Annotated in this window: 4 protein-coding genes; all 4 read right to left on the bottom strand. The window is 56.6% G+C overall.

The window, feature by feature from the left end:
• Nucleotides 1-11 precede the first annotated feature (11 nt).
• Genes ACP4CD_RS20540 through ACP4CD_RS20525 form a run of 4 tightly spaced genes read right to left on the bottom strand, consistent with a single transcriptional unit; the run spans nt 12 to nt 15934 of the window.
• A complete protein-coding gene (locus ACP4CD_RS20540) occupies nt 12-4007 on the bottom strand; it encodes an acyltransferase domain-containing protein (protein WP_426992375.1) in 3996 nt (1331 codons plus the stop codon).
• On the bottom strand, nt 3977-5263 hold the full coding sequence (locus ACP4CD_RS20535) for a type I polyketide synthase (protein WP_426992374.1): 1287 nt from the start codon (nt 5261-5263) through the stop codon (nt 3977-3979). Before ACP4CD_RS20535 ends, ACP4CD_RS20540 begins: the two co-directional genes overlap by 31 nt.
• A 2-nt stretch (nt 5264-5265) precedes the next feature.
• Nucleotides 5266-10608: an SDR family NAD(P)-dependent oxidoreductase gene (locus ACP4CD_RS20530; protein WP_426992373.1), complete on the bottom strand. Its 5343-nt coding sequence runs from the start codon at nt 10606-10608 to the stop codon at nt 5266-5268.
• Nucleotides 10601-15934 (bottom strand): type I polyketide synthase, encoded by a 5334-nt coding sequence (locus ACP4CD_RS20525; protein ID WP_426992372.1) that lies wholly within the window; start codon nt 15932-15934, stop codon nt 10601-10603. The genes ACP4CD_RS20530 and ACP4CD_RS20525 overlap by 8 nt, the downstream gene beginning before the upstream one ends.
• Between the last annotated feature and the right edge of the window lie 131 nt (nt 15935-16065).

Raw genomic sequence — 16065 nt, 5'->3', positions numbered from 1 at the left:
CCCTTGCACGCTCAAATTTCCCCCTCCAGCATATCTTCATCCTCGGCTATCGAGGCGGTCTTAATCCGCTCTATCGGCAATAGGTTCACTTGCAGATAATCGACCAAACCCCAACCTTCGCACTGCAATAGCTGGCTGACCGGCACTTCGGTTTGCAAGGTTTTGCGCATGACGGCGCGTAACTCCACGGCGGCCAAGGAATCCAAACCCAGAGAACTCAACGAGCGGCTCAATTCGCATTGCGCCGCCGATAATTTCAAGATTCCCGCCAATTGCCGCTTGAGCCAATCGCCCAACATCGCCTTGGATTGTTCTGAGTCGGCGGAACGTAAAGCCCGCAAATATTCGTCGCCGTCAACGGCCTCCACGCCGACAACCGGCATCAGTTCCGCCAGCAATCCCTCCGCCGCGCCATGCCCCGCGCTCTTGGCGGCCTGCCGCCAATCGCAATTCACCACGCAAACTTGCCCGGTCTGGCGGCCGCCGAGCAACCCCTGCAACACCGTTCCAGCGCGTTCGTCATCGATCAAGCCCAAACCCGATTGGCGCCAAAATGCACGTAGCCCATCGCTGCTCTGTTGCTGTATCCCACTCTGCCAAGGGCCCCAGTCGATAGCCAGAGCCGGAAAGCCGTCATGCCCGCGTTGCCATGCCAAGGCGTCCATCGCCGCATTGGCCGCCGCGTAAGCGCCTTGGCCGACATTGCCCAACAAGGCGTTCAACGACGAATACAGCCAGAAAAAATCCAGCGGTTGGTTGCGGGACGCTTGATCCAGCAAAACCGCCGCTTGTAACTTGACCCGATTCAATTGCGCCAACCGCAACGCCGATTGCTTTAGCAACAGATCGTCGTCGGTAAAACCCGCGCAGTGCACAATGCCTTTTAGCGGCCTGCCGCTATGTTCGATGGTAGCAAACAGCCGCTCGACGGCCAGAGGTTCGCAAACGTCCAGCGTCATTACGATTAACTCGAGATCGGCATATTGGCCTTGCAAATCCAGCAAGCGGCTCGGCAACCGCGCATGCTCCCGGCGACTGCTCAGATAAAGATGGCGGGCACCTTGCTCGATCAACCAACAAGCGGTCGTTAACCCTAAATCGCCCAAACCGCCGCTCACCAGGTAACTGGCCTGTTGATCGATCTCCACCGGCGTTTCGGCCAGCGGTTTATATCGCTGTAAACGCTGCCCCCATAAGCTATCGCCTATCGCGGCCAAGCGTTGCTCGCCGCTGTTGTCCAATAAGCCCGCTAGCAATGCCTCAGTGCTATCGGCATCGATGATGCGCGGTTTCAGCTCGCCATGCTCCCGGAACAAAACCGCCGCCATCCCCCACAACGCGGCACCGCCATAATTCATTTGTCGGCAAAATTCGCCTTGCGCGTTGCGGGTCGTCAGCGTCAAATTCAGGCGATGGCCTTGCAACAACGGCAGCAAGGCCAACAACTGCCCCGGCGCCGCCATGGCATGTGCCGCGCCATCCGCCGCTAAAAACCCGCTCAAATCGACCAACTCATCGACGCCGATTAAATCGTCGGCACTCAGCCGATCGAAACTCAAGGCGCTAACCCTATGGCCGTGCCTGATTAGCGAGTTGAGCAACGCCGGCTGGTCTTGGTCGGCAATGAAAAGCCAGGACTTTCCGCCCTGTCCAACCATGGCACGATGCGGCCGCCAAACTGGTTGATAGAACCAATCGGGCATGGGCGACAGCATTTGTTTCAAACGACTTTCGCTGACAGTCGCCACTTCGACGCCGGCAATCGAAAACTGCAATTGCCGCTGAGCGTTGAATATCGCCAAATCGGTCTGCCCTGAATCATTCAAGGTAGCGCTAGCCCAACAACTATCGGCAAAATCCCCTCGCCAGCATTCGATCCGCCGGATACGCACCGGCAAACGCAACCCCCCGCCGTCCGGTTCGAACACCGCGGCCATCAATTGCAGCGCCGAATCGAGTACGACCGTATCAAGCGCGGCGGAGTCCACCAACCGTTGATCGAGCCGGGCAACAGCCCGGCCTTGCTGTTGCCAAAGCTTGGCGATGCCTCGAAAACGCGGCCCGTATTGCAAACCGTGCTCGGCAAACAAGCGATAAAATTGCTCTGCTGAGTATTCGTCCCCTTGTTCCGGCAATCCTGACGACACGGCCGTAGTATCGATACTTTCGCTCAGCGGTTGCAGGGCAGCGCTGAGATGCTGCCTCCATTGCTCGCCACCTTCCTCCCGGCTGACTATTTTCAAGTCAGCCGAGTCGCCCACGCCGCTGAATATCAATTGCACGTCGACAGACTCACGCTCGGGAATCAGCAGCGCACGTTCTATTTCCAGATCGACGATCGCAAAGCCCTTGTGACCATCGCGCTTGAACAACGCTTGGTAAATCGTGGCGATCAACAAGGCCAGCGGCGCGACAACCAAACCATAAACCCGGTGTTCGCTTAGCCAAGGCTGGCTAGCAAGACTTAATGTCCAGGCGTAAACACTGCTATTTTCCGCAAAGGCCGGACTACTGAGCCAACGGCCTTGCCGGTCAACCGGCGGTAGCGCTTCAGACTCGAACCAATCGGGCCAATAACGCTGGCGCTGCCAAGGGTAAGTGGGCAGATCCGTCAGTTGGCCGGCGTTAAGCGATTGCCAATTCAATTCCAAACCGGAAGCGACGACCTCGGCCAAGGCTTGGTTAAATGAGCTTTCGTTTCCGGGGCAAGCCGAAACAGCAGTCACGTTCGCCGCCTGTTGCCGAATCAAGCCGGTCAACACCGGCTTAGGACCGATTTCCAGCCATAAATCCACATCCTGCCGCGCCAAGGTCTCCAGGCTTTGTTGAAATAGCACCGGCTGGCGCAAATGCCGTAACCAATAATCGGCCTGAGCGTAAGCAGCGCTTGCAAGGCCGCCGGTCAAATTGGCAATCATCGGAATCGAAGCGGCGTTTAACGCGACCGCGGCAAAACAGGCGGCAAATTCTTTTAATATGGGCTGCATGCACGGCGAATGAAAACCGTGCGAGGTGTTAAGGCGGCGATATTCCAGGCCGTGCTCGGCGCATACTTGCAAAAATCCGGACAGTTGGGCCTCGTCGCCGGAGACCACTTGATTTTCCGGACTGTTATAAGCGGCAATGCTCAAGCTTGGAAAGTCGGCCAACATCGTTTGCAGGCGCTCGGCAAACGTAAACACCGCCGCCATGCCGCCCCGACCGGGCGCTTCTTGCATCAGTTCGGCCCGCTTTACGATCAGTCGCAAACCTTGTTCCAAATCGAACACGCCGGCAATACAGGCCGCCACGTATTCGCCTAGGCTGTGACCGATCAGACAAACGGCATTTACGCCCCAAGCTTGCCATTGTTTGGCCAGGGCGTATTCGAAGGCAAACAAGGCCGGCTGAGCGTTCGCACTTAAATGAATGTCCTCGGCCGATGGCTCGAGCAACAAGCGCTTCAAATCGATGGTACTGAACTGGCGCAGCAACCGATCGCAGCAGTCGATTTGCCGGCTAAACTCCGGATAAACGTCGTACAACTGCGCCGCCATCCCCGGCCATTGCGAACCTTGTCCGGTAAACGCGAAGCCAACCTTAGGCTTGGCGCGTGAGACATGGCGATAGCTTGAAAAAGCGGCGCCCTGCTCCGCAAATGCCAGTAAGCGCGACTTGAAGTCGGCCGCCGAATCGGCCGTCACGGCCAAACGGTGAGCAAAACGCGAGCGCCGGGAATTGGCGGTATAACAAATATCGGCCACCTCCGCAGTTTCCGAGCCGAATAACCGAGTCGCATAATCGGACGCCAGTTGCTGCAAAGCCGGCAAGGTTTTCGCGGATAACAGCAACAGGTTTACGCCCGCGGCCGCCCTTGCGTCTATCGGTTCGGACGGCGGCGCTTGTTCGATTATCAGATGAGCATTGGTCCCGCTTAAACCGAACGAACTGACCGCCGCCAACCGGGGTTGCCCGTCGGCGGGCCAAGCTTGGCGGGTTAGGGAATATTTACCGGCCAGGCCTGCCAATCGATATGCGAGCTGGGGCGGCTGAAATGCAAATGCGGGAACAATTCGGCTTCGTGCAGCGACAACGCGGTCTTGATCAAACCGGCAATCCCGGCGGCCGCTTCCAAATGGCCTAAATTGGTTTTGACCGACGCAATGTACACCGGGCTGCGGTCAGGATGTTTACCGTAGCAGGCGGCTAAGGCCCGCATTTCGATCGGGTCGCCCAACGGCGTTCCGGTACCGTGCGCCTCGATATAGCCGACTTGTTCGGCCTTCACCCCGGCGGTCGTCAGGGCGGCATTGATCACGGCCTGCTGGGACGGGCCGGACGGTATCGTCAAGCCGCCGCTGGCGCCGTCTTGATTGACGGCCGAGCCGCGAATCACGGCCCAGATGCGGTCGCCTTGTTTTTCGGCGTCGGACAAGCGCTTTAATACGACAGCCCCGCAGCCTTCCGAGCGAATGAAACCGTCGGCGTCTTCGGCAAAAGTCTTGCATCGTGCGTCTTTGGAAAGCATACCGGCGCGGCTGAAAGCCACGTAAGTTTCGGGCGCCAAAATCACATTGACGCCGCCGGCGATCGCCATCGTGCATTCGCCGGCGCGCAAACTCTGGCAGGCGTTATGAACGGCGACCAAGGACGAGGAACACGCGGTATCGATAGCCATGCTGGACCCGGTCAAACCGAGCCAATAAGATAGACGGCCGGCCAGAATATTCAGCGAAGCGCCGGTGCCCAGATAAGCGTCGACCTGATCCGGCTGCAATTTTTTAGCCATAACCGCGGCAAAATCAAAGCTACTGGCGCCGACGAAAACCCCGGTCTGCGTGGAAAATAAATCGCCGGGAACGATATTGGCATGTTCCAAGGCTTCCCAGCAGACTTCCAGCCACAAGCGTTGTTGCGGGTCCATGGCCATAGCCTCGCGCGGCGAAATGCCGAAAAAATCGGCATCGAAGCGATCCAAATGCTGGATGAAGCCGCCTTCGCGGACATACATTTTCCCTGGTCGTTCCGGATCGGCATTGAAATAATCGTCCACCCGCCAACGCCAAGCCGGCATTGGCCCGATGGCGTCCATCCCGTGGCGCAACAAATCCAAATATGCCGCCAAACCCTCGGCCCCTGGAAATCGGCAGCCCATGCCGACAACGGCGATGGCTTCCCGCGATTGTTGGGCGGTTTTAAGTTTTCCTTCCAAGGCATCGATCTTACGCAACGCCTCCAGCATCAAGGCTCGATAATCGGTTTTCGGTTCGCTCTTTTCGGTCATCTTCAATCCATAGCCGCCAAACGCCGTTCCAATAAAGCCGAAAGCTGCTGTTCCGAAAAATCGTCGAGATTGTCGCTCAAGGGCTCCTCTTCCGCGCCGAATTCCGTTGCCAACTGTTGACTAAGATAAGCCAACAGCGCCTCAATGGTCGGATAGTCGAAAAGCATAGTCGAGGCCAGTCGCAATTCCAACGTCTGGCCTAATTTTCGGCTTAACTCCATCGCCAATAAAGAGTCGAAGCCGATATCGAACAAACGCTGCCGGGGCGCCAACCCAAGGCTTTCCGGATTCCGCAACACCTGGGCGATTCCCTGCCGCACGGCTTGTTCCAATAAAGCCGGCCGCCGGGCAGCGTCGCTTTGCCGCCATTGTTGAATCAAACTCTCCGACTGAGTATCGTGGCCAGCCTCGTTAGCCGCCATCGTTCGATAATAATTCGGCACCTCGAACGGTAAGGCGGCAAAAAACGCCGGCCAGTCCACCGGCATCACCGCCGCCTGCGGTAAATCTTCAGTCAACAAACGCTCGAATAAAGCCAAGCCCTGCCGCGGTTGAATCAGCTCCAAGCCCTTTTCGGCCATCGCCTCAGCCGCACCGGCCAGCATGCCCTCGCCGCTCCAGCCACCCCAGTTAATTGTCAACGCCGCTAAACCTTGGTGTTTTCGGTTCAGCATCAGCGCATCGGCATAGGCATTGGCCGCCGCATAATTGCCCTGCCCCGGCGCCCCGGTCAATGCGGCCAACGATGAAAACACCGCGAAAAACGCCAGTTCCGGGAACGATTGATCTAAAAACCGCAACGCGCTGACTTTAGCCCGCCAAGGCCGCTCGAAATCGGCTTGATTCATCTTCAACAAAGACGCATCGCTCAATGCGCCGGCGGCATGGACAATGCCGGCCAAGGGCGGCAAGGACTGTAATTGCGTCATCAAAGCGCTGACGCCTTCCGCTTGCGCCAAGTCGGCCGCGACTCCGATAATTTTCGCGCCTTGAGCTGCCAATGCCTGCAACTTCAACGGGTCGATGGCGGTTAAGCCCTTGCGGCTGGCAATCAGCACGCTATCCGCGCCGTGTTCAACCAGCCACTCCACGACCGCAAAGCCCAAGGCGCCGGAACCGCCGGTAACCAAATACGTCTTGTCGGCCGCTATGGTTAATGCCGCGCGGTTTTCCGGACGCCAAGGCAACAATCTCGCGGCATAACATTGCCCGCCCCGCAAGGCCAACTGTTGTTCGCCGCTGATGCCGGACAACAACCGCGCCAGCTTGCCATTTTCGGCGGTATCGATAGCGTCTACATCCAATGCTTGCCAAATCCGCTGCGGAAACTCCAGTGCCGCGGTCTTAAGCAAAGCCACGCAAGCGCTTTGTTTCGGGCAAACGGCCTCGAGGTCGATCACAGCGCCTCCCCGAGTCAGCAGAGTGACTTTAGCCGCTATATTCCGGATTTCCAACGTCTGAACCAACGTTAAAAAGCCTAAACAGACGCTGCTGTCCTCTTGGCCTAAAAAGTCCTCGGCGCAATAAACCAAATGCAAGGGTTTCGAGCTTGCCGAAAAAGTCTGCCAATACCCGGAATCTCGCAACTGTTCGGGACTCATCAAGCTCAAGCCCACGACTTGGGTCCGTAATTTAGCCAACAACCGGTTTGCCGTTACCGTGCCGATGCACAAAACGTGCTCGCCAGCCGGCTGTTCGGTCAGTTCGGTATCGGCTAGCAATGTCCAACCCGGCCGACAAAGCCAATCCTCCGGCCGTTGATCCGCCGCTACCGCCAACGCTTGTTTGGCTAATGGCTGAAAACTGACGCCTTGCATAGCCAATGTCAGGTTATCACGGTCTTTCAGGATCACATCGACCTGACAAGCTCGGTCCGTTCTGGCCGACAATCTGGCAAAGCATGCACCGCCAAACTCGAGCGGCCGGTAAAAATCGATACGTGCTATCGCGACCGGTAGCCAGGTTTCGTCGCCGGCGGTTTCGCCGACCGCTATGCCGGCGGTTTGCAGACAACCATCCCAAATAGCCGGATGCAAGAGATGTCCCGGTTCACATGCTCTGGGTTTAAAGCCGGCAAAGACCGTCTGTCCGGCGATCTCAATGCTCTCCAACACTTTAAAGGTCTCGCCGTACACGATGTCTTTTTGCCGAAATTGCCGGTAGAGCTTGTCCGCTGCAAGGCTTTGCCGCTCGTCGTCAGCCGCCGGCGCTTCGAAATCTTTAAAGCTCATGCAAACGTCGGTTTCGGCGCTGATATGACGATGCCAGCCGGCAGCGTCCAAGCGGGAAAAAATACCGAGTTGATATTGGCCGCCGACGGCCTTAGCCTTAATTTGCAACTGAGTTTCGCTATCCCGCGACAAAAGCAAAGGCCGTTCGATCCGCAGATTTTTCAGCGCCAGGGCCGACGATTTACTCAACTGTTGCCCGGCTTCGCACAATATTTCCAGCAACACCGCCAACGGTGCCAATAGCCGGCCGAAGACTTGGTGTTCGCTCAAATAAACCTGTTCCCTCGGCGCCAGCCAAGTTTCGAAATAAACCGACTCCGAATCGGCTAGCTCCAAACGCTTGCTCAGCAACGGCGATAAGGTTTGCGTTGTTTCTACTCGTCTACTTTTTAACGCGCTGTCGGGCAGCCAATAACGTTTACCGGAAAAAGGGTACACCGGTAGCGGCGGGCAACACGCGCTAGGCTCTTCGCCGAAAATCGCTTGCCAATTCAAATCAAAACCGCCGGTATATAAACGGGCCGCGCAATACAGCACACTATCGGCTTGCTTGGGCTGCAAACTGGCAAATATCCGCTCCGCCTCGATCGCGTTGGCCGACAACATCGGCGCCAAAACCGGCTTCGCTCCGCATTCCAAAAACACGTCGCAACCCAATTGCCGTAACGCGCCCACATTGTCGGCAAAGGCGACCGGTTGCCGACAATGTTGCAGCCAATAATCGGCCCAAACGATGTCATCGCCGATGATTCGTCCGGTGACATTGGAAACCAGCGGCATGAAGGCTTTGCCGTACGCCGCTTGTCCGAAGACCTGCCTCAACGCCGGTAATACTGGCTCCATCATCCGGGAGTGAAAAGCATGCGAGACCGCTAGCGGCGTACACTGTACGGCACTCTCCGAAAAATATTGCCTGGCCTGCTCGATCAGTACGCTAGAGCCCGCCAAGACGCAATGCCTAGGCGAATTGACCGCCGCGATGTCCAACTCCGGCCAGTTAGCCGCCAATAACGTGCCAACCTCTTCGCGGCCTGCCGCGACAGCCAGCATCGCGCCTCCGCTCGGGGCTTGCTGCATCAGTTGCGCCCGGGCTACCACCAAGTTTATAGCCTGTTCCAAGCTGAATACGCCGGCGACGCAAGCGGCGACGTATTCGCCCAGACTGTGCCCCATCACCGCATCCGGCTCTATGCCCCAAGACTGCCATAGGCGAAACAGCGCGTAATCGACCGCGAAAATGGCCGGCTGCGCATAGCAGGTTTGTTGCAATTGCGCGTCGCTGCTGTCGAATAACAGTTGCTGCAGCGGTATAGGCAAAGATTTTTGCAAATATTCGGCGCATTGATCGATGGTTTGCCTGAAAACCGGCCAGCGCCGGTATAAATCTTGGGCCATGCCGGGATACTGCGAACCCTGACCGCTGAACACCATCGCCAATTTTGGCTTTTGCCGGCCTTGCCCGGAGCGGTATAAACGCCCATCGTCCCGACCTGTTGCTAACGCCGACAAAGCCTGTTCGATCTGCTGTCGGTCGGTGGCGACGATCAGCGCGCGGTGTTTCAAATCCGCCCGGCTAACGGCGGCGCGATAACACACCGCATGTAAATCGGCATCGTGCGCAGCCAGCCAGTGTTGATAGGCCGCCGCCAGCGCCGTTAAGGAAGCCTCGCTGTTGGCCGAGAGCTTTAGCGCCAAACCCCGGCCCCGTTCAGCAGGGTGTTCCGCATTCCGAGCCGGCGCTTCCGCCAGCAATACGTGCGCATTGGTGCCGCTCAAACCAAAGGCGCTAACGCCGGCCACCCGACTTTGCCCTTCCGCTACCGGCCACGGCGCCAACCCGGTAACCACTTTCAACGGTATTGCTTGCCAGGGAATATGGGCGCTGGGGGTGGTAAAGTTTAAATGCGGCAGCAGCATGCGCTGTTGCAACATCAAGACGACCTTAATCAAACCGGCAATCCCCGCCGCGCCTTCCATATGACCGAAATTGGTTTTCAAGGAACCGATATAAAGCGGATTGACCTCGGCTCTATCGCCGCCCAGGACGCTGTTCAAGGCGCCGACCTCGATCGGATCGCCCAAGGCCGTGCCGGTGCCGTGAGCTTCGATATAACCGACATCGGCCGCCGTCAACAGCGCATCGGCCAAGGCCGCTTTCAATACGGCTTCCTGTGCCCGTTCGCTAGGTACGGTCAAACCGCTGCTACGGCCGTCGTGATTGGCGGCGCTGCCTTTGATCACCGCGCAAATCGGATCGCCTGCCGCCAACGCATCACTAAGCCGCTTCAATACCACCAGCCCAACACCGTCGCCACGACCGATGCCGTCGGCCTTCGCATCGAAGGTTTTGCACAAGCCGTCCGCCGCAAGCATCATCGCCTGACTTTCGGTAATCGCGGCACGCGGCGATAGCTGCAAATTAACGCCGCCAACCAAGGCCATATCGATTTCGTTGCCGCGCAGGCTTTTCACCGCCAAATGCACCGCCAACAACGATGAAGAACACGCGGTATCGATGACCATCGCCGGGCCTTGCATACCGTAATAATAGGCCAAGCGGCCGGCCAGAATACTCGGCGCGTTGCCGGTACCGGTATGCACGTCGATGGCGCTGTCGTCCTTGATCAGCTCGGCATATTCCTGCGTCATGCAACCGATATACACCCCGCTACGGCTATTGCGTAAGGTTTTGGGATGAATGCCGGCGCGCTCGAAAGCTTGCCAGCTGGTTTCCAGCAACAAGCGTTGCTGCGGGTCCATCTGTTCGGCTTCACGAGCGGCAATGGCAAAAAAATCGGCATCGAAGCGGTCGATATCGCTTAAAAAAGCGCCGTAACGGCTGCTGATTTTGCCAGGCGTTTGAGCCGGTTCGGCATAATATTCGGCTAGCGACCAGCGCTGTTCCGGTACTTCGCCACGGGCATTTTTGCCTTCCGCTAAAAACTGCCATAAAGCCTCGGGAGAATCGCAAGCGCCGGGAAAACGGCACCCGATCGCCAGCACGGCGATCGGCTCGTGCGCGGCCTGTTGATAGTGGACCAACTGGCCGCGCAACTCTCGCAACTCGTCCAAGGCCCTGCGCATTAAGGCTTGTTGTTTCTCCGACTCAGTCATCGCTCTGTCCGCTATCCCATTTCGACAATTCCCGCTCCAACAGCACCGCAATATCCTCTTCTTCCTGATCAAACGCTTCCGTCGGCGACTTTTCCTGTCCGGCCTGCTCGCTGAACAACGCCGGGAAAACCTCTAGGCTGATAAATTCGAATAATTCGTCGACCGACGGATATTTGAACGCCAGCGTGGATGGTAAAGCCGTCTGGGTGGATTTTTGCAAACGATTGCGTAATTCCAGCGTCATCAAAGAATCCATGCCCAACTCGGCAAACCCGATTCCCGCAGCCAATTGCCCAAGGTCGTGCAAGCCAAGCACCGCAGCGACATGCTCGGTCAAATGCCGTTGCAAAAACCGCCGCCGCTGCTCGAGCGGCAACAGGCCAAGCTGTTCGGCCAGGGTCTGTCGGTTTTGCTCAACCGGCTCGAAGGCTTTGGTCAACGACGAACGGTTAAATTTGAAGTGCCGCCAATCGACATTGAATAAACCGACCGGCGCCGGAAGACGCTCTCGATTGTCGGACAAAAGCCGCTCGAGAAACGCAAACGCTTGCTCGGCGCTTAATTTGCCGATCCCCGCCAAAGCCAAACTATCGGCAGTTTGAATATCGGCCATGCCCGCGCCGGCCCAAGGCCCCCAGCCCATACTCAAGCCCGGCAAGCCTTGCCGCCGCCGCCATTGCATCAAGGCATCCATAAAACCATTGGCCATCGCATAATTGCCTTGTCCGGGCGCGCCCAACCAGGCCGCCATCGAGGAATAGGCCACGAAACAATCCAGGTTCAATCCCTGGCTAAAACGATGCAAATTCCATAAGCCAAAGACTTTGGGTTTCAGCACTTGCGCCAGCCGTTCACTATCCAGATTGGCCACAACGCTGTCCTGCAACACCCCGGCGGCATGGAAAATCCCACGTAAATCTTCGCCATGCTCAGTCAAAATGGCTTGTACTTGTTGCGCATCGGCAATATCGGCTTTAAGCTCGATCACTTCGGCACCTAAACGCAAAATCGCGTCTAACCGGTCTTTGCCACTGTCCGGAATGCCGTGGCGCGAGATCAAAACCAGTTTAGCGACGCCTTTTTCCGCCAACCAGTGCGCCGTTTGCAATGCCAAAGCCCCGGAACCGCCGGTCAGTAAATAAGTGCCCCGCGCGCTAAAACCCGGTTTTTGGGCGACGCTAAACGTATGCAACCGCGGCGAAAAACAAGAGTCACCGCGTAAAGCGATTTCGGTTTCTTGCGCGTGACGCGTTAAAACTGCCACGACATGCTCGGCGGTAAGCCGGGTTTCATCCCAATCCAACCATTGGCAAGGATTTAGCGGATACTCGTGGTTAAAACTACGCAATAACCCGGATAAGCCCTCGAGAGTCGGATCGAGCCCATCTGTATCAGTAACCGGCCTGGCTTGCCGGCTTAACAGCGCTATTTTGACCCCGGCCTGTTCGCCGATGGCGGCGGCCTTTTGCAAAAATCGCAATAAAACATCGGCGTTTTGCCCAGCTTGCCAGGCCATATCCTCGGCCAAGGAATTGCTATCCAAACCCAGCAACACACCTTCGGCGCTAAGATCGTAAGCCATAAAGGTATCAAAATCCAGCCATTGCGCCCACGCCGCCGTATCGGCGAGCGCTTTGGCCAAGGCATTCCCTGTCACCAGCCATCGCGACGCAACCGGTTCGACTGTCGCCTTAGACAGCACCTCGGTTTGACGCCAAGTTAAGGCGTAAGCGTTTTTTTCTGCGGTCAAGGCTTGCTGCATCGACTTGCTATTGGCTTTACGCAAGGTAGCAGCAGACAACTCGGCAAGCACTTGCCCCGATTCGTTGAATACTGTCACCCGGCCTTGAATGCTGCCTTGCTGGCCGACTTCCCCATCCGTCAAGCACGCATGGCACCATAACTGGGTCAAGCGGTTTTCCGCCGCCAATTGCAATTGCTCGACGGCCACGGGTATGTAAGTCTCGGTGTATTGCTCCGGCACGGCGGCGCCCAATAATTGAAAACAGGCATCGATAAGTCCGGGCGGCAGTCCGAAGGTCTTATCCTGAGCTGTCAAGGGACGAATCCTGGCCAAAGCCTGATGTTTGCCTTTGAATAATTGCTCGAACCAGCGAAAACTTTCGCCCAATTGCACGTGTTGCAGCGTCAGCAATTGATAGAAGTGTTGCACATCGACTGCTTCCGGACATTGCCGGCGTAGCTCCTGCAAATCGAGAACGGCGAAGTCAGCCGAGGCCGCTACCATCGACGCCGTCAGATGCTCGGTAAACTCGGCAGGCTTTTCCTCGAACAAGCTAATCACTTTAACTTGATATTGCCGCTCGCCCAGCGGCGTCAGTCCCAGCTGTAATAAGCGCTGTTCCTGTTCCGCCAGTTGCAGGGCTTCGATAAACTCGATATCTTGGATCTTGAACGCCAACATCGGGTAGCGCTCCCGGCCGACCGCAATCAAGGCCGACAAGTGACACGCACCCGCGACCACCACCCGATCGAAGACTTTATGATCGAGTAAGAACGGCAAATGCCGGCAAGCCATCCGGCCTTGGTACAAATCCCCCGTCCAGAAGGGCGACGTTATCGCTTGTTGCAACATCGGATGGATGCTCTCGCCTAGCGAGACATCAGCTTTAACCGGTCTTGGGCTGAACCAATAGCGCTGTCTTTGCCACGGATAATTCGGCAAACTCAGCAAGCGCCGGCGCCGGCCTTGGTAAACGCTTGGCCAATCCAAGTCGTGGCCGGCTTGGTATAAAACCGCCGCGACTTGTTGGCAGGCGCGCCAGTCGTTGCCCTTGGCATCCAGGGAACACGCGCCGGCAAGATTCGTTTGTTGCACCAGGCTACTCAATACCGGCCGACCGCCAAATTCGATAAAGAAATTAGCACCTAGTCGCGCGGCCGCCGTCAATGCCTGTTTGAATAAAACCGGCTGCCTGACATGCCGAAGCCAATAGTCGACGCTACGCAAGACTTCGCTTTCCGCTTTGCCGGTCAGCGTTGAAATAAACGGCCATTGCGGTTTATTGAAGGCAATCCCGTGCAAACAGGTTTCGAAATCCGCCAACATGCTATCGACCTGGGGCGAGTGAAAACCCCGCTTGACCGGCAAGACTTTAGTAAACCAATCCTGTTGCCGGGCCCGCACGGTAAAATCGTGAATCGCTTCGCCGGCACCGGACACCACAATCTGCTGGTCGGCGTTAACCGCGGCAATAGCCAGTTTGGATTCCAGACCGCTGAGCAATTGACGGACTTGTTCCTCATTGGCGTAGACGGCCAGCATGGCGCCGTCTTCCGGCAAGGCCTGCATCAACCGGCCTCGGCAAACCACCAAGCGCAAGGCCGCCTGCAAATCGAATACCCCGGCGATACAAGCCGCGGCATATTCGCCCAAGCTATGGCCCAACACCATGGCGGGCTTTACCCCCCACGACAGCCACATCTTGGCCAATGCGTATTGCAACGCGAATAAAGCCACTTGCTCGTGCTCGGTCTGCTCCAAACGAACCGAGGCTTGGTCGCCATAAAGCAATTCAGTAACTTGAGTCCGATTTTGTTTAACCAATTCGGCGTCGCAAGCATCCAAGGCGGCCTTGAATACCGGCTGCCCGTTGTATAAGGCCCATCCGGCACCGGCTCTAACACTGCCTTGTCCGGCGAATAAAAATACCGGTGCAATAGGCGCTTTAAGATTCGATTGCCAAGTTTTTTCCGCCAACGAGGTTTGTAAAAACCCTTGCAACTGTTCGACGCTATCGACTACCGCAGCCAGTCGCCAATTAAAATCGTCTCGGCCGATATTGGCGCTGAAGCAAAAATCCGCCAAGTCTTCAGCTTTTAATGTAGCCAATTGCTTAAGGTGGCTTGCCAGCCAATCCTGCAAAGCCGGTTCCGATTTGGCCGACAATTTGAACAAATAGCTGCCTTCCGCATCGCTCGACACGGCGGTTTGCTGGCAATCGGCCGCCGCCACGAGTACCTGGGCATTGGTGCCGCTCAAGCCGAACGAACTGACGATCCCCGCTTTGGACGGTAGCGGCCAGGCCGCAGCCTGTGTTGCAACTTTCAGCGGATAATCCTGCCAGGGAATGGCCGGATTGGGCTGGTCGAAATGCAAGCTGGCCGGAATCCGGTTATGGCCTATCGCCAAGATCAGTTTAATTAAACCGGCGATTCCTGCCGCGGCTTCCAAATGGCCGATATTGGTTTTCACCGAACCCAACAATAATGGCTCGGTTGACTGCTTGCGCAGTACCTCGGCCAAAGCCTGGTATTCGATGGGATCGCCGAGCGAAGTCCCGGTACCGTGAGTTTCGATATACGCAATCTCGTCGGCCCGCGCATTAGCCGTTTGCAATAATTTTTTCAATAACAGTTCTTGAGCCCGGCCGTTTGGCACCGTTAAGCCGCTGCTGCGGCCGTCGTGGTCAACGGCGGAACCGCGGATCACCGCCAAGACTCGGTCACCGTCGCGTTGGGCGTCGGACAAACGTTTCAGCGCCAGCATGCCCGCACCTTCGCCGCGCCCGTAGCCGTCGGCCGAGGCGGCGAAACTCTTGCAGCGGCCGTCTTTAGCCAAGGCTTTGGCTGCCGACATCAACACAAATGCGCTGGGCGACAGCATCAATTGCACACCGCCGGTTAAGGCCAAATCGCACTCTTGAGCCCGTAGACTTAAACAAGCCTGATGCAAAGCCACCAGCGAAGAAGAACAAGCGGTATCGATAGAAAAACTAGGGCCTTGCAGACCTAGTTGATAAGACAACCGACCCGAAGCAAAACAAAATCCGTTACCGGTACCGGTATAAAGTTCGGCGCCGGCCATATCCCCCGACTCACGTAATAGATGTAAATAGTCTTGCTGGCCGATACCAATAAATACACCGGTTTGACTGTTCTTCAAGCGTCGGCTGGCAATGCCGGCATGCTGTAAGGTTTCGTGGGCGAGCTCCAGTAACAGGCGCTGCTGAGGGTCCAGGCTGTTGGCTTCGCGGGGAGGAATGGCGAAGAATTCCGCGTCGAAACCGTCGATTTGCTGCAGAAACGCCGCTTCGCCGACATAGGTGCTACCCGGCCTTTCACCGCTAGGATCGAAAAATAAAGAATGGTCCCAGCGCTCTTTAGGGATGGGACCGACCGCATCCACTTCGTCCTGCAGCATTTGCCAGTATTGCTCGACGGAGTCGGCTTTTCCCGGAAAACGGCAAGCCATACCGATAACGGCAATCGGCTCAGTCTGCGAGCGCTGATAATGTTCTAACTTAGCCTGTAATCTTTCAATCGCCAAAAAGGCTTTTTGTAAAGGCGTTAGCGAGTGATCCACGTGATTTACCATGCTACTGATAGCACAACCCTCTTAAATTTAAGAAAATCATCGAATAATTTCGTTAACTTGTAATATCTAGCGTGACAGTATGCGCCTCAGTTAACTGACAATTAAGGATAGTAAAAATC

Origin of the sequence: Methylomonas stagni (genome assembly GCF_050154735.1) — a bacterium.
Taxonomy (GTDB): Bacteria; Pseudomonadota; Gammaproteobacteria; order Methylococcales; family Methylomonadaceae; genus Methylomonas; species Methylomonas koyamae_A.
Note: the sequence above shows the minus strand (reverse complement) of the source record. Positions and strands in the feature narration are given on the sequence as shown.

Bases quoted from the DNA above. Each gene is read 5' to 3' on its own strand.
- ACP4CD_RS20530 (WP_426992373.1), bottom strand. From the start codon at position 10,608: ATGACTGAGTCGGAGAAACAACAAGCCTTAATGCGCAGGGCCTTGGAC.
- ACP4CD_RS20535 (WP_426992374.1), bottom strand. From the start codon at position 5,263: ATGACCGAAAAGAGCGAACCGAAAACCGATTATCGAGCCTTGATGCTG.